The sequence below is a fragment of the Zunongwangia sp. SCSIO 43204 genome (assembly GCF_019904275.1).
GTDB classification, from domain to species: domain Bacteria; phylum Bacteroidota; class Bacteroidia; order Flavobacteriales; family Flavobacteriaceae; genus Zunongwangia; species Zunongwangia mangrovi.
This window is the reverse complement of record NZ_CP063204.1, coordinates 4,020,898-4,037,730: the sequence shown is the minus strand read 5'-3', so window position 1 is coordinate 4,037,730 and position 16,833 is coordinate 4,020,898. Positions and strand designations below refer to the sequence as shown.

Genomic DNA, 16,833 nt, shown 5'->3' with positions numbered 1-16,833 from the left:
TGGCGATTGTTAGTATCTTAGTACAACTCTTATAATTTTTCTAAACTAAATTCAATCACTTTATGAAAAAAATTTACTTGCTGATAATGCTATTGCTTGTTAGTGTGGCAGTTTCAGCACAAGAAAATGCAAAATGGCTACGATATCCGTCGATTTCTCCAAATGGTGAGACCATCGTATTTGGATATATGGGTAACCTTTATCACGTGAGTAGCGATGGTGGTGTGGCTATCGCGATAACTACGGGCGATGCTTACGATATGCGGCCTGTTTGGAGTAACAATTCTAAGAGCATTGCTTTTGCCAGTGATCGCTATGGGAATTTTGATGTATATACAATGCCGGCAACTGGCGGCACACCAACAAGATTAACTTTTAATAGCGCTAATGATTATCCTTACGATTTCACACCAGAGGATGATAAAATTCTCTACGGAAGTGGTCGTAATGCACCGGCTTCTAGCGTTAGATTTCCTAATCCCGGATTATTTCAAAATTTATATACCATTCCTGTAAAAGGAGGAAGACCAGAATTACTTACTGCAGCGGGAGCTGAAGAAGCTCATTTTAGTAATGATGGGGAATATTTGATATTTCAGGATAGAAAAGGTTACGAAGATGCCTGGAGAAAACATCACACTTCAGCAGTGACCAGAGATATTTGGTTGTACGATGTTAAGAAAGATTCTTACCAACAGATCAGCGATTTTGAAGGTGAAGATCGTGAGCCGGTTTTTAGTGCAGATGCTTCAAAAATATTTTACCTAAATGAAAAAGACGGTACACAAAATCTATACGTAAAAAAACTTGATTCTGGTTCCGAAGAAAAACTGACGAATTTTAAAGATTTTCCGGTTCGTCATTTAAGTATTTCAGATAATGATAAACTTGCTTTTTCCTGGAAAGGCGAAGTTTATACCATGATGCCGGGATCTGAGCCTGAAAAATTAGCAATAAAAGTTTTAGATGATGCTGCTTTCGAGGCTATCAAAAATATGGATATAAACAGTGTAACCGAGTTTGCTGTTAGTCCGAATAACAAAGAGATCGCTTTTGTAAACCGCGGGGAAGTTTTTGTAACCGGTGTAGACGATTCTCGTACCAAAAGAATCACCAATACTTCTACGCAAGAGCGAATGATAAGCTGGTCGCCAAACGGAAAAGAACTTATTTTTTCCGGGGAACAGGATGGTAGCTGGAATGTGTATAAAGCGACACTAAATCGACCTCAGGAAGAGTATTTTTATGCTTCAACCATTGTTGATATTAAGCCTTTAATTAATACTGAAGCAGAAGAATTTCAGGCAAAAATAGCTCCAGATTCATCCAAGATCGCCTTTGTAGAAGAGCGAAATATTTTAAAGGTAATGGATCTAAAATCGGGCAAGAAAACAGTTATTCTTCCTGAAGGTAGAAATCATTCTTACAGCGATGGAGACTGGTCTTTTCAATGGAGCCCGGATAGCCGTTGGTTAATGGTAGACGATCAAAAAGGTTATTTCTTCCTTAACAATACCGCCTTGATCAAAGCTGATGGTAGCGGTGAAATTTTTCATCCTGTAAATAGCGGATTTGGAGAATCGAATGCCAAATGGGCGATGGATGGTAAGATGATGACGTACGCCAGCAGTCGTGAAGGTAGAAAATCTTTAGCATTACAGGGAAGTACAGAGCAGGATATCTATGCGATCTTTTTCGACCAAAAAGCTTACGATCGTTACACTTTAAGCGAAGAAGAATTCAAGCTTTTAGAAGAGCGGGAGAAAAAGGAGAAAGAAGAAAAGGAAAAAGCTGAAGAAGACAATAAAAAGTCTAAAAAGAAGAAAGAGGATAAAAAAGAAGAATTAAAGCTCGATTTTGATAATCTGGATATTCGTAAAGTAAAACTTACGATCAATTCGGCCAGCATTAGTGATTATGTACTAAATAAAGATGCGAGTAAGGTTTTTTACCTGGCTTCTTTTGAAAAAGGATATGATCTTTGGGTAACCGAGCCTAGAACAAGAGAAACTAAGATTTTAGCTAAAATGGGCGGTTCGCCAAGCGGAATCGAAATTAGCGAAGATGGAAAATCATTATTTTTAAGTAATAATGGCAGGCTGGTAAAAGTGGATGCTGAGAGTGGTAAAGTAGATAATATCGCTATTAACGGAGATATGGTTATAGATGCCGCTGCAGAAAGAGAATATATGTTTAACCACATGTGGAGACAGGTAACCAAGAAATTCTATGATCCAGAAATTCATGGCATCGATTGGCAAATGTATCATGATGAATATGCCAAGTTTTTGCCACACATCAATAACAATTACGATTTTCAGGAATTGTTAAGTGAACTTTTAGGAGAATTAAATGCTTCGCACACCGGTGGGCGTTATTATGCTTCAGGCGCTAACGGAGATCACACCGCATCTTTAGGTTTGTTATATGACGAATCTTATATGGGCGAAGGAATTAAAATTTCCGAAGTTATCTCGGGAGGGCCATTAGATAATGCCGATAGTAAAATAAAAGCAGGTGATATTATTACCAAAATCAACGGTAAAAGCATCGAATCTAATGAAAACTGGAATAAGTATTTAAATAACATTCAGGATAAAAATACACTGCTAACGATTAAGAGCGGCAATTCAACTTTTGAAGAAACCATTAAGCCGGTTTCAGAAGGATCTATTCGTAGTTTGATGTATAAACGTTGGGTAAGAACTATGGAGCGCAAAACCGATAGCCTTAGTGGTGGAAAACTGGGTTACGTGCATATCCAGGGAATGAATGACGGAAGTTTTAGAGATGTCTTTGAAAATGCACTTGGTAAGAATTTAGAAAAAGAAGGTCTTGTGGTAGATACCCGTTTTAATGGTGGTGGTTGGTTACACGACGATCTTAATACTTTTTTAAGCGGAGAAGAATATCTAAAATTCGCACCGCAGGGAGAAGTGATTAGCGGTGGTGAACCAATGGCTCGCTGGACGAAACCAAGCATCGTTTTAATGAGCGAAGGAAACTATAGTGATGCTTTTATCTTCCCTTACGTGTACAAACAAAATGGAATTGGTAAACTGGTAGGAATGCCTGTTGCCGGTACTGGTACAGCAGTTTGGTGGGAGCGACAAATAGATCCTTCGATCGTATTTGGAATTCCTATGGTAGCCACTATTGGAGCAGAAGGTGTACCAACCGAGAATATGGAATTACAGCCAGATATCGAAGTTGCTTTACCTTATAACGAATTTTTAAATGGTGAAGATCCACAGCTGCAAACCGCAGTAAAAGAACTTTTGAAAGAAACCGAATAGTATTTTTTAAACATAGTTATTCCAAATTATATCGGAATTGATCTAAAATGAATTTAGAACTGCCTCGTGAAAATTTTTTCCGGGGCAGTTTTTTTATAGCCTCCAAAAGTCTATTTTTAGGTTTTGCATTACGATATGAAGCTAACTTACCCCAGCAAAGTCTATTTAAACGGAGAATGGTTAAAGCCTGAAGAGGCGAAAATCTCTGTTTTTGATCGTGGTTTTTTATTTGGCGACGGTATTTACGAAGTCGTTCCTTTTTATAGCGGAAAACTATTTTTGCTGAAAGAACATTTAGACCGATTAAAATATTCTTTAAATGAAGTCGAACTGAAATGCGATATTGGTGATTTTGAAGCACTAATTTTAAAAGCGATCGATCTGGCTAAATTAAACCAGGAAGACGGTGCAATCTATATTCAGGTGAGTAGGGGAATGGCACCAAGAACACATTATTTTCCTGAAAAATACAATGCTACAGTGCTTATGTATGCCTATAAAACCAATCTTAGAGGTTTTCAGCAGGAATTTAAAGATGTGGTGGTGTCCAATGATTTACGTTGGCATCGTTGCGATATAAAATCGGTTTCTCTAATGGCCAATATTATCGCAAATACCGAAGCTAAAAAAGGTGGTTTTGCTGAAAATATAATGATTAGAGATGGTTTTTTTACTGAAGGTTCACATTCTTCCCTGTTCTTTGTGAAAAACGATACGGTTTATACACATCCCAACGGTAAATTCATTTTACCCGGAATTACCCGAAATTTTCTTATTCAACTATGTAAGAACAATGCTATAGAAATTGTCGAAGAAGCACTTCCGGTTTCAGCACTAGATGAGGTTACTGAAGTTTTTATCACCGGAACTACCACTCAGATCACAGCGATTAAGAATCTACATTTTCCGGATAAAATTTTGAATTTTGGAGACGAAATCGGGAAAGTGACCAAAAGGCTTCAGCAATTATTTTCAGAAGAAGTAAAGAAACAAACCGGAGTGGATTTAAGTTAGTAGTTGATGAAAAAGCTCTCAGCTGTCAGCTATTAGCTCTCAGCCAAAGTTTTAATAATTGTAAAACATAAATAAGTCTTGGCGTAGCATTCTTAAAAATAGACTTAATCATTCTTCTAAAACACCTTGCGCTTTCAGGATCGATAATACTTTATCTACAGGTAGTTTTTCGATCGTATGACCTTGATATCCGGTCATATCTTCAGCCATAAACAAACTATTAATAATAGCTTCTTCCGTAGCTTCGTTTGCAGCCATAAAAAGTGGAGACATCCAGTCGTTAGGAACACTTTCGGTTTTATAAATTTCTTTTGTTTGATATGGCATCCGAACTTCTTCCGCAGTAGAAAAAGCGATAATATAATCTCCACTTCCGTTAGAGGCAATTCCGCCGGTTTGTGCCAATCCCATAAAAGCACGTTTGGCCAGTCGTTCTAAATTACGGTTGGTTAAAGGTGCATCGGTAGCAACAACGATCATACAACTACCATCTACATTGTTCTGCAACTCATCTGAAAAGGCGAAATTCTTTAATTTTTCACCCATATTTACGCCGGCAATATCCAGAACTCCACCAAAATTACTTTGTACTAAAACGCCTACAGTATAGCCGCCAAGATTTTCGGGTAATTTGCGGGAAGAAGTTCCTAATCCGCCTTTATAACCAAAACAGATCGTGCCCGTGCCGGCACCAATATTTCCTTGTTTCGGTTTATCTGTACTTGCATTTTCTATAGCTGAAATTACATCGCTTGTTGAAACATGCTGCCCTCTTATATCATTTAAGTAGCCATCGTTAGTTTCGCCAACTATCGCATTGACCGATCTTACGTTCTCGTTTCCGGGTAGATTTAGCGTATATTTTATAACGGCATCAATACCAGTAGCAACATTCAAAGTGTTGGTTAGAATAATTGGAGTTTCGATATTTCCCAGTTCATTTATTTGGGTGGTGCCAGCCAATTTTCCAAAGCCGTTACCCACAAAAACTGCCGCCGGTACTTTATCCTGAAAAATATTCCCACCGTGGGGCAAAATTGCAGTAACTCCGGTTCTAATAGAATCGCCTTTGATTAGAGTGGTATGACCAACTTTTACGCCTTTAACATCAACAATACTATTGGTGGCGCCAACGGGCATAACTCCGGTTTTAATACCCAATTCTCTGGCGGTTTTTTGAGCATATGTGGATAGTTGAACAATAAAAATGAGCAGAAAAAAAAGCCGAAATTTCATAGAATATTGATTGATCTTTTAAAGATACACTATTCTTAAAAATAACTTCCCAGTCCATAAAATAATCGAAAACACTGCTCGTTCTTTAAACCCAAATCAAAGAAAACTCAAAAGAAAACTCAATTTATGTTAGATCGATTATTTCTGCGAAAACTAACGCATAAAGGGAAAATAGCCTATTGGATTATTCAATTGGTATTAGATGCACTTTTTATATGCTACCTTTTTATTTTTATGGATTATGATATGGATCGTTTTGCGGGTGATGGCTACGGAATCGTAATTGGCGGTGTAATTGCTGCGATGCTAATTTCTGGAGTTATCTGCCTGGCATTATGTAAGAAACCTGAAAAAGAATTGCATTCTCAACAAGATTGAATTTGCTGAAAACCACTTAAAAGCTAAATTTTAGTCGAGATCCTTAGTATTTCGTTCATCTTCACTACTTTTGCACTCCTAAACGAAGATTTTACATGAGGACTAAATCGCTAAAAAAGAACAGGATAAATGTGGTAACCCTTGGTTGTAGTAAGAATGTTTACGACAGCGAAGTGTTGATGGGTCAGTTAAAAGCGAATAATAAAGAGGTTGTTCACGAGCAGGAAGGAAATATCGTAGTGATAAATACCTGTGGTTTTATCGATAACGCTAAAGAACAATCTGTAAATACGATTTTAGAGTTTGTAGAGAAAAAGGAGCAGGGCGATGTAGATAAGGTGTTTGTGACCGGCTGTTTAAGTGAGCGCTATAAACCAGATTTGCAAAAGGAAATTCCAAATGTAGATCAGTATTTTGGGACAACAGAACTTCCTGGTTTGTTAAAAGCTTTGGAAGCCGATTATAAACACGAGCTTATTGGTGAGCGTTTAACCACAACTCCAAAAAACTATGCTTATTTAAAGATTGCTGAAGGTTGTGATCGTCCTTGTAGTTTTTGTGCGATTCCGTTAATGCGTGGTGGGCATAAGTCGACACCAATTGAGCATTTAGTTACCGAAGCTAAAAAACTGGCAGCAAATGGCGTAAAAGAATTAATTCTTATCGCCCAAGATCTTACGTATTACGGTCTGGATCTTTATAAAAAAAGAAATCTGGCTGAATTATTAGAGAATCTTGTAAAAGTTGAAGGTATCGAATGGATTCGTTTGCATTATGCGTTCCCTACAGGATTTCCAATGGATGTTTTAGAGATCATGAAGCGTGAGCCAAAGATCTGTAATTATCTTGATATCCCATTACAGCATATTTCAGACGATCTTTTAAAATCGATGCGTCGTGGTACAACTCATAAAAAAACGACAGATCTTTTATATAAATTCCGCGAAATTGTTCCAGAAATGGCGATTAGAACAACGCTGATTGTTGGCTATCCTGGAGAAACCGAGGAGCATTTTCAGGAATTAAAAGAATGGGTTAAAGAAATGCGTTTCGAGCGCTTAGGTTGTTTTACCTATTCTCACGAAGAAAATACGCATGCTTATAATCTTGAGGACGATGTTCCAGATGATGTAAAACAGCAGCGCGCTAACGAAATTATGGAAATTCAGTCTCAAATATCATGGGAATTGAATCAACAAAAAATAGGAGAAACTTTTAAGGTGATAATCGATAGAAAAGAAGGAAATTATTTTATTGGTAGAACCGAATTTGATTCGCCAGATGTAGATAATGAAGTTTTGATCGATGCTACTGAAATTTACCTGAAAACAGGTGAATATTACGATATTAAAATTACAGATGCAGCCGACTTTGATTTGTACGGTACACCTTTAAATGCTGAAGCAAAGCCTACACGAAAAGAATTAAAAATAAAAACGGTGTAGGGTAAAATTTTTTAGGAAATAATAAAGGATTTCGGTATTTTTAGATCGAAATCCTTTTTTTATGCAGAAAATCGAAAAACATAACGGCTTTTTTAGAAGACATTATTACAGTCTGTTTGGTTCATTTTATCTGATTATTGCTGTTGCTATGTTTTTTATTGAAGATAGCTCGAGTGTGATGTCGTATGGCTACTTCGCCTTTGGAATTGGCTATTTTGTAGTACAATATTTCTCTGGTGGTTCTACTGAAGAATATATTAGCTGGGATCATGATAAGATCGTTTTAAAACAATGGACTCAAAAAGAAGTTAGCTTTACTTTAGCTGAAATCGATCATATAAATGTTTCAGATTATAATCTTACGATCAAAAAAGGAGCAGCTGCCGGAACAATGATGGAATTAAGAGGTTTTAAGCCTGAAGATATTCAGCAATTACAGGAGGATTTTAGTTCAGAAGTTAATTTACAATTCGCCTAAGATGCAAACTACAATCAAGAAACATTCACCATTTTGGGTAAAACATTTACGGCTTATTTCTGGAGTTGCTTTTATAATTTCCGGAATTGGCAATTTAATTGAAACTGAACATCCGGTAAGTATATTTATGTTTACCATGTTCATGTTTGGTGGTTTTATTAATTTACTGGTCTATCTTTATTATCCAAAAGAAGTTATGATCTCCTGGGATGATGAAAAGTTGGAAGTTAAAGGTCAGCAGTTAAAATCAAAATCCTTTTTATTTAAAGATATTGTTGATTTTCGTTTCGAAAAAGATAAACTCATTTTAAAATCTGATGCGCATCGCGGTTCTATTTTGAATATTAAAGGTTTTAAAGACGAAGATCTTCAAGTACTACGATCCAGGCTTGCTTTAAATTAGTTTCAGTACTTTTCAGAAAAAAACCTATCGATTTTTATACATTCTTAATTTAAGAATACAGCTTTTTTTGATACTTTGGCTGCTTGTAACTAAGTCTTATGTCTCAGATAAGTACATTCGATCATCTAAGTTTTAGAGAGAAGTTAATTAATGCTACCCGAGGATTTTTTTCAATTTCACTGGTGTGGCTATTGCTATTGTTTTTGCTTAGTATTTTAGAGCTTTTATATAATACAGTAGTAAATTCTGTACAGGAAAATTTCTTTAATCTATTGATGTACAGTTGCTGGATGGATATTTTGCTTTGGTTAAAATGGGGTGCAATTTGTTATTTATTCTACATAATTTTTTATGTAATTCATCCAAAATCGGCTAAAGCTATTTTTAAAACTTTTATTTGTATCGCAGCCGTTATACAAACCGCTTTAGTTTTATATTTCACCACGTCTTTAAACTTACTTGGGGCAGATCTTTTTAGCTACTCCTTAGAAGATGTACAGCAAACTTTAGGAGCTTCTGGCGGATTAAGTTTTGTGGCGATACTTCAATTTTTGGTAGTAATTGCCATTTGCATTTCTATCTTATGGTGGGTGCCAAGATTCATTAAATTACCTTGGAGTTTAGGGGTAGTCTATCCAATTGCTTCAGTAATTATTTTCTTTACGCCAAGCAATTCAGCATGGAGCCAGATAAGTTTACAAAACACTTTTGCCAGTAACCTGGTGACTAACAAATCTGATTATTTCTTTACAAGTTCATATTATTATTTCTTTCCGAAGACCGATTACGACGTAGATATTTACGCCGATAATTATATTGGTATTTATGATAATCTTGATAATTCTATAGTCGATTTTGAATATTTAGATGAAAGTAACTATCCATTTTATCATGTAGATGCAGATACCGATGTGCTTTCTCCTTATTTTAATCTGAATGAAAAGAAACCGAATGTTGTTATTATTCTGGTTGAAGGATTGGGGCGAGCTTTTACGAACAAAGGTGCATATTTAGGAAACTGGACACCTTTTTTGGATTCACTTTCTACACAAAGTTTGTACTGGAAAAACTTTCTTAGTCAGGGTGGGCGTACTTTCGCCGTTTTGCCTTCTATTTTGGGATCTTTGCCATTTGCACAAAGTGGTTATTTGGGAATGGGCGAGCAAATGCCTAAGCAATTATCACTTTTAAACTTGCTGAAACATAATGGTTATGAAACTTCGTTCTATTACGGTGGAGATGCGAGTTTCGATAATATGGCGCTGTATTTAAGAAGAAATAAAATCGACGATCTAATCGACAAAGATGAGTTTTCTACAAATGAAGGTTTATTGCCAGAAACAAACGGATTTACCTGGGGTTACGATGATGAAGCCCTTTATGCTGAGTATTTAAAAACCAGACCTTCAGATAGTGCTGCAAAGCCACAATTGGGCGTTTTGCTAACGGTTTCTTCGCATAACCCATTTAAAATTAATCATCAGCAGGAGTTTTATGATCGATTTGAGGAGCGAATGACGCAATTAGAATTTACCGATGCCAAAAAGCAGGATTACCGTTCTTATCGCGATCAATACGCCAGTATTTTATATACCGATGAAATGCTGAAAAAGTTCTTTGAAAACTTCAAAAAGCGTCCAGATTTCGAGAATACTATCTTTCTAATTACGGGAGATCACCGTATGCCAGAAATTCCTATGGCGACAGTTATAGATCGTTATCATGTGCCATTAATCATGTATTCGCCAATGCTTAGCAGAACTTCAGAAATGGCTTCGATCTCTTCGCATTACGACGTTACGCCAAGTCTTTTAAGATTACTAAAATCGAATTATACTTTAGATCTTCCTGATAATACCAGCTGGCTGGGGAAAGGATTAGATACCGTAGCTAATTTTAGAAATATTCATCAAATTCCGTTAATTCAAACCAAGGTGAATATGAAAGATTATGTGGTAGGAAATTATCATCTTAACGGCGATCGGCTATATGAAATCCTGGAAAATATGGGAACACGACCTGTAAACGATCCAGAGCAGCAACAAAGCATTATGGATGCTTATAATGGATTTAAGCAGAAGAATGCCATAATTACGAATGGCGGGAAAATAATTCCAGATTCGATTTATGTGAAATATACGAACTAAGATTCGTTATTTTCAGCACTAATTTTTTTCTCGTAATCTTCTAAGATGGTTTGAAGCATGGGACGGTAGAATTTCCAGAAGAAACTGGCTCTTTCGGTTTTATCTCTATCATTGTAGAAAAAACGCTGAAAAAGGCCTATTCCTTTAAAATAAGAAGTTCCCATAGTGATGGGGTTATCGCAAAAATCACCAGAGAAATAATAGAATTCGTAATCGCTATCAATATGATAAGTTACCGCAGGAAATGAGGAAGGAATACCGTATTTCTTTAATTCCTGGCTTCCTTTTTCTGTAGTGTAGAGTTTATAATTTGCAGCAGTTTTATTGATAGCCGAGTTATTTTGAACAATATCGAACCAGAACGGATATTTCATTTCATCGGGTAGCGAAAAGCGTTCTTTTCCGTAGTCATTACTTAAGATCTGAGGGATTTCACGTTCTAAATGTATGCTGTCTTCAAGAATGGTTACCTGGTCACTCTCGTGCACAAAGGCAACTCCAGATTTTTTAAATGGCCATTTATTACCATGTTGATTTAGGTAATTTCGAATAAGCCATCTTGGTAATTCTTTATTGGTAAGCGTATCCAGATTGTCAAAATAACGCCCGGTCCAACCTGTCCATTTTAGACCAAAAGTCCGTTCAAATTTTCGTCGAATATCGAATGAGGTAGGTGAGCCAAACGTATTAAATTCGGTAATAACAAGCTTATTTTTTTCCTTCATTTTACGAAGGAGATCCATGTCATTTTCTTTTAATCCGCCGTAAACAATCCCAGAACGCTCGGTTTGATTGTCTTGTTCGTACCACTCGTTGGTGTAAATTCCGTAGGTATCGGTAAAATAGACCAAATCTGCATCGTTACTTAATTGTTCTATTTTGTTTGACGGGAAACGCTCTAATCCACGAAGATCGAATTCTTCATTTTCTTTCGGAAAAAAACCAAAATAATCTTCGCTTCTTTTATAGAATTTGGTTGAAGTTTTTGTGTATTTCTTGTAATTAAGAACCCAGTCTAAAGAGATATGTTCCTGGCCTTCTGTAGTTAAAACGGTTTTATCGATAATAGCGGCAACCATTTTAGTTTTGGGCGTGAAAAACCACGCCAGAAACATAAAAACCGGCAGCAATAAAACTAAAATAATGATGATGTGTTTTAAACGCTTTTTCAGCATTTTAAAAACGTTTTAAATATCCTACGCCTATCGTTAACTGATTACCAGTTTCGCCTTGTCGATATTCCTGATTTTCGAGTCCGGTTTCTATAAATACCACATTAGTCGCCCAAAGTGTTTTACGAAAACCTAAAGAAATATTGTTAGATTTTAGGCGGTATTGATTACCATTATTGTATAAAATATTGTTGGTTTGATTATCTGGCGAAAGCCCAGTACCAATTCTAATACTTAAAAAATCATCTGCGCCGCCCAGATAATAGCGCGTCATTAAGCTAAAAGATTGTGACACCGAATTATTAGATGGCGTTAAAAAGGTTCTTAGATTAAACCAGAAACTTTTATAATATTTTCCTATGGAAGCGGTGTAGATCCAGGTCTCATCGTCGAAACCTAGTAATCTAAAACCAGCTTCTGCTTCTAGGGCCCATGGTAGGTTGGCATAAAGAGAAAAACCTGCGCGATATTCTGGGAAAATGCCAGCATTATCTGAAATTCCTGCATTTACATAAGCGTAGAATGTTTCAGAAATACTTGGATAGGCATCAACTTCAAACTGAAATGCATTTGTATTAAATCGGTTTGCATAATTCACTCTAGCCACAACAGATCCTATTTTAGTTTGCCTGCTGTAATCGATGCTGGCGAGATGCCAGGGATCATCAAATTGTTCGTCAAAATACACAAAATCGTAAGTTGCACCTATTTGATTTTTAGCTGAAAGTGTGGTTAAACGCTGACTCAAAGATCGAGCTTCAGTATTTTTCGGGTTAATTTTTAATAGCTTGGAATTAGCATCCTGTGCCAGTTTATATTCTTTTAGATCACGAAGCACTTTTGCCTTCAGCAATAATAAGTTTTCAGATTCGGGATGTTTTTCTAAACCATTATTAATAATATTTAATGCTTTTTTAGAATTATCGTTCCAGTATTCTAAACTTCCATAAGCAAAAGAGCCATCTTCGTGGCCGGGATTATCTTTTAAAACTCTCTCGAAAGCTACTCTTGCGCTGTCAATTTTATCACTCCAGGTATATACTCTTCCTAAAAAAATACGAATTCCTGTATAATCTGGGCTTTGCTCTAAAGCCTGCTTTGCCAAATTGATCGCTTTGGGATAATCGTCTTCCTCGAAAGCTGCATTTCTGGCCATGGTGAATAATTCATCAGAGCCGTATTGTTGTGCGTTACCGGTAAGATTTAAGCACAGGCAAAAGAAAATTACTGTAAAATATCTAAAATAAGAATGATTTATACTACTCATTATAAAGAAATACTTGTGCAAAGCACATGATTTGGGTTTTATGAATATAGAAATTAAATACTAATTCAGCTACAAAAATATTGGATAAACCAATAAATCAAAGAAAAAAAAGGAAAGTGTTTTTATTGGCACCGTCAAAGGATGTAATACCTCTAGGCTTGTCTAGAAATTAAAAATTTATTTCCAACGAGGGCCTTGTGGGATTGTCCCAAGGTACTTTACAGAATTTAGAAATTAATCATCGAATTCTATTCGGGCGGTTTTTTCTGAGATTTCCCGAATGATCTGGTCGAATTCCTGCGCAGATTTATTGATCTGTTCCAGGTAAAATTCGGATTTGTCTTCAAAATTATCATTAAGCATATTGACTAAAGCCATCATTCTTACCAATGGTGCTCTAACTACGTGACTTTGCGTCCATGCGATTTCACGCAATTTTTTGTTTTGAGCTTCCATCGCTTTAATATGTTTAAGCTGCTCTGTAATATCGTTGGCAAGTATTAATCTAGCCGGCTTATTGTTGAATTTTATAAGATTACTATGAATCTCGACATCGATGTTCTGCCTGTCTTTAGTACGATGCTTAAAAATCCCTTTATAACTGCGGTTTAAATTCTTTCGAGTTTCATAAACCGTTTTTAGCATTTTAGGAATTTCGTCTGTAGATCGAATATCGGTTATTTTCATCGAAAGAAATTCATCTAAAGTATGCCCGTATTTAGTTTGTGCAGCTGCGTTAACATCGATAAATTGCAAGGTCTCGATATCGTAAACCCACATTGGTTGCGGGCTCAAATGAAATAAACGACTGTATCTTAGTCTGGATTCTTCAAGCGCATGAATATAGCTGCGACGATCGATATTATGGCGTATGGCTTTATAAACCGTAAAAGTGTCTAAACTGTCTTTTATAAGATAATCTGAAGCACCTCTTTCTAAACAGCGAATGCTAAAAGCCATATTTAGCTGGTTGCTTAAAATTACAACAGGAATCGCTGTGGTGAATGATAGAATATGATCTAATTTTGTTAATCCCGCTTTTCCTGGTTTACCTAAATCTAAAAATATGATATGATAGGTATGCTCTTTTAGCTCATTTATAGCTTCTGAAGTAGAGTGAATATTGGTGACTCTTGTAATTATGATCGAATCGTCCAGGTATTCTTTTATACAGAAAGGTTCTTCCTCTGGATTAGAGATTAGTAGGATCTTGTAGGTTTTGTTGTGGGTCATAACAGCTAGCTCCTTAAAACAATACTAATGTCTCTTTTTACAGCATTGATAATCAGGTAAAAAGATTTAGCTTAAGGAGAGCCAAATATAGAACCTTCTAATGAATAAAGCAATCTAAATTTTTAGCCAAAGATTTGTCAAAATTTCCATAGATTTTTATGACTGAAATACACGTCTTATCTTTAACAAAAAAGCTTATGAATATCACAGATATCAACGGAAAAGTGAAATTGAATAATGGCTACGAAATGCCTTATTTTGGTTTAGGTGTCTATAAATCTAAAGATGGCGATGAAGTTAAAGATGCTATTCAATTCGCCTTAAAAGCTGGTTATCGGCATATTGATACTGCCAGTTTTTATAAAAATGAAGAAGGAGTAGGAGAGGCCATTAAAGAAAGTCACATTCCTCGTGAAGAGCTATTTGTGACAAGTAAGGTGTGGAACGACGACCAGGGTTATGAAGGGACATTAAAAGCTATTGATGAGAGTTTGGCCAAATTACAGATGGATTATTTAGATCTCTATTTAATTCACTGGCCCGTACCCGATACATTAACCGATACCTGGCGCGCTATGGAAGAAATCTATAAATCTGGAAAGGCAAAAGCTATCGGGCTATGCAATTGTGTAGAACATCAAATGGATGAGATTATCGAAAGCGGAACTATAAAACCTATGTTGCTTCAAAATGAATTTCATCCAAAACTCGTGCAGCAAAATATGTTGGATTATTGTGCTGAGCGGAATATTCAATACGAAGGCTGGTCACCTTTAATGCGGGGGCAAATTCTGGATAATGAAATTTTAAAAAATATCGCTGAAAAATATCAAAAATCGACTGCACAAGTGGTATTAAGATGGGACTTGCAGAAAGGCGTAATTACCATTCCTAAAAGTGTGCATGAAAACCGAATTAAACAAAATGCAAAGATTTTTGATTTTAAATTGACTGAAGATGAAGTACAGCAAATAGATGCTTTAGATAATAATGAAAGAACAGGAGCACATCCCGATCATTTTATGGAGCATTTTGCTAACAAATAATCGGAATGATTCCTGAAAAGTTTTTACAGAAGATAATCTGTACTCATAAAATTAGACGATTTACTATGAAGTAAATTTTCTAAAATTTCGTTGTTGTATGGATTATCTTTTGAAGCTAAAAAAGTTCTTATAGAGAAAGAGCGAAGCGCATCGTGCACGCTAAGTGTACCAACGGCAGAGTCTTTTCTTCCCGTAAAAGGGAAAACATCTGGACCACGCTGGCAGGAGCTATTAAGGTTTACGCGGCACACTAAATTTACTAGCGTATCGATTAGTGGTGCAAGTTCGCAAATATCTTTTCCGAAGAGAGAAACCTGCTGACCATAATTAGAATCTGCAATTTCTTCTAATATTTCTTCAATTTCTGAAAATGGTTTTACTGGAATTACCGGTCCAAATTGTTCTTCCTGGTAAACATTCATATCCTTAGTTACTGGAAAAAGTACGGCTGGAAATATGAAATTTTCTGAAATTTCACCACCTTTTTTATTGATGATTTTAGCGCCTTTTTGCTGAGCATCTTCAATTAATCCCTGGATATATTCAGGTTTGCCAGGCTCAGGCAACGGAGTAAGCTTTACATTTTCGTCCCATGGATTTCCAAATTTTAAACTGTCAACTTTTTCAGCAAAACGCTTTAAAAATTCTTTTTGTATAGATTCGTGCACATAAAGAATTTTTAGTGCAGTACATCGCTGGCCGTTAAAGGAAAGTGTTCCAGATATACATTCGCTAATCGCCAGATCCAAGTCGGCATCTGGTAAAATGATTCCGGGATTTTTGGCTTCAAGTCCCAGTACCAGGCGTAATCGATTTTTATAAGGATGTTGATCCTGCAGCGCAATAGCCGATTTACTGTTACCAATAAGTGCCAACACATCGATTCTACCACTTTGCATAATTGGAGCAGCAACTTCACGACCTCTGCCATAAATCACGTTTACTACGCCAGCAGGAAAACTTTCTTTGAATGCTTCAAGAAGCGGAGAGATAAGTAAAACACCATGTTTTGCGGGTTTGAAAATTACGGTATTTCCCATTATAATAGCGGGAATTAATAAAGCGAAAGTTTCATTTAAAGGATAATTATAAGGTCCTAGACATAACACAATTCCTAAAGGTCCTCTTCTAATATGCGCGTAAACTCCGTCTTTTTTAGAGAATTTAGCACTATCACGATCCAGGTCTTTGTAATCTTCAATAGTATCTTCAATATACTCAACCGTTCTGTCGAATTCTTTATAAGAATCTGGCATAGATTTACCAATTTCCCACATAAGGTACTTTACAACCACCTCTCTTTGTAACTTCATTTTACTTACAAAGTTTTCCATACAGGCAATACGCTCTGCAACCTTCATTGTAGGCCAAAGTCCTTTTCCTTTATCAAAAGCATGGCATGCAGATTCTAGCACTTCCAGAGCGGTTTCTTTATCCATGTGTGGTACAGTACCCAATAAAGTTTTTTGATAATCTTCTGAAGATGAAATTGTAGAAAAAACCTCATCAGTTTTGCCGTTCCAATCGATGAGTTTGCCGTCACTTAAATAGGTTTTTTGACGTAATAGATCGTTGATCTTAAGTTGGTTGGTTGTCATATTTATAAATTCAATTAATAATACTATGAATATACTCAATTTCCGGCCTATAGAAGTGCTGATATTATCAATTTATTGAGTTTTATTTTTATGGAATTATATTTTGAAAATATAGCCGAA

General features: G+C 36.1%; 13 protein-coding genes. 8 read left to right on the top strand and 5 right to left on the bottom strand.

Translation table 11 applies throughout. The annotated features are described in order from the left end of the window. Positions 1–62: 62 nt before the first annotated feature. Both INR75_RS17850 and INR75_RS17845 read left to right on the top strand, forming a co-directional pair. Complete coding sequence (locus INR75_RS17850; RefSeq protein WP_223089879.1) at positions 63–3,296, top strand: S41 family peptidase; 3,234 nt, start codon at positions 63–65, stop codon at positions 3,294–3,296. A gap of 135 nt (positions 3,297–3,431) precedes the next feature. Beyond that, entirely contained in the window at positions 3,432–4,310 is an 879-nt protein-coding gene (locus INR75_RS17845; RefSeq protein ID WP_223089878.1) for an aminotransferase class IV, read from the top strand. 108 nt (positions 4,311–4,418) lie between these two features. On the opposite strand, the gene INR75_RS17840 is transcribed toward INR75_RS17845, so the two are convergent. Further along, the gene (locus tag INR75_RS17840) at positions 4,419–5,546 is read right to left on the bottom strand and encodes a P1 family peptidase (RefSeq protein ID WP_223089877.1); all 1,128 of its coding nucleotides are present in this window, start codon (positions 5,544–5,546) and stop codon (positions 4,419–4,421) included. A 126-nt stretch (positions 5,547–5,672) separates the two neighbouring features. Here INR75_RS17840 and INR75_RS17835 point away from each other — a divergent pair, with 126 nt between their 5' ends. The 5 genes from INR75_RS17835 (at position 5,673) to INR75_RS17815 (ending at position 10,397) form a co-directional block, all read left to right on the top strand. After that, entirely contained in the window at positions 5,673–5,924 is a 252-nt protein-coding gene (locus tag INR75_RS17835; protein ID WP_223089876.1) for a hypothetical protein, read from the top strand. A 95-nt stretch (positions 5,925–6,019) separates the two neighbouring features. After that, positions 6,020–7,369: a 30S ribosomal protein S12 methylthiotransferase RimO gene (rimO, locus tag INR75_RS17830; protein ID WP_084842715.1), complete on the top strand. Its 1,350-nt coding sequence runs from the start codon at positions 6,020–6,022 to the stop codon at positions 7,367–7,369. Between the two features lie 61 nt (positions 7,370–7,430). Continuing rightward, entirely contained in the window at positions 7,431–7,847 is a 417-nt protein-coding gene (locus INR75_RS17825) for a hypothetical protein (protein ID WP_223089875.1), read from the top strand. 1 nt (position 7,848) lies between these two features. After that, entirely contained in the window at positions 7,849–8,250 is a 402-nt protein-coding gene (locus tag INR75_RS17820) for a hypothetical protein (RefSeq protein WP_223089874.1), read from the top strand. Between the two features lie 98 nt (positions 8,251–8,348). Beyond that, positions 8,349–10,397, top strand: coding sequence for an LTA synthase family protein (locus INR75_RS17815; protein ID WP_223089873.1), 2,049 nt, complete (start codon positions 8,349–8,351; stop codon positions 10,395–10,397). Here INR75_RS17815 and INR75_RS17810 read toward each other — a convergent pair. The 3 genes from INR75_RS17810 to INR75_RS17800 form a co-directional block, all read right to left on the bottom strand. Next, the gene (locus INR75_RS17810; RefSeq protein ID WP_223089872.1) at positions 10,394–11,572 is read right to left on the bottom strand and encodes a hypothetical protein; all 1,179 of its coding nucleotides are present in this window, start codon (positions 11,570–11,572) and stop codon (positions 10,394–10,396) included. The genes INR75_RS17815 and INR75_RS17810 overlap by 4 nt on opposite strands. 1 nt (position 11,573) lies before the next feature. Then, the gene (locus tag INR75_RS17805) at positions 11,574–12,836 is read right to left on the bottom strand and encodes a YaiO family outer membrane beta-barrel protein (protein ID WP_223089871.1); all 1,263 of its coding nucleotides are present in this window, start codon (positions 12,834–12,836) and stop codon (positions 11,574–11,576) included. A 234-nt stretch (positions 12,837–13,070) separates the two neighbouring features. Then, on the bottom strand, positions 13,071–14,069 hold the full coding sequence (locus INR75_RS17800) for a response regulator (protein WP_223089870.1): 999 nt from the start codon (positions 14,067–14,069) through the stop codon (positions 13,071–13,073). 197 nt (positions 14,070–14,266) lie between these two features. On the opposite strand from INR75_RS17800, the gene INR75_RS17795 reads away from it, so the two are divergent. Beyond that, positions 14,267–15,115 carry an aldo/keto reductase gene (locus tag INR75_RS17795; protein WP_223089869.1) on the top strand — a complete coding sequence of 283 codons (849 nt, stop codon included), beginning with the start codon at positions 14,267–14,269 and terminating at the stop codon, positions 15,113–15,115. Between the two features lie 23 nt (positions 15,116–15,138). Here INR75_RS17795 and INR75_RS17790 read toward each other — a convergent pair whose 3' ends face one another. Continuing rightward, entirely contained in the window at positions 15,139–16,713 is a 1,575-nt protein-coding gene (locus INR75_RS17790; RefSeq protein WP_223089868.1) for an NADP-dependent glyceraldehyde-3-phosphate dehydrogenase, read from the bottom strand. Between the last annotated feature and the right edge of the window lie 120 nt (positions 16,714–16,833).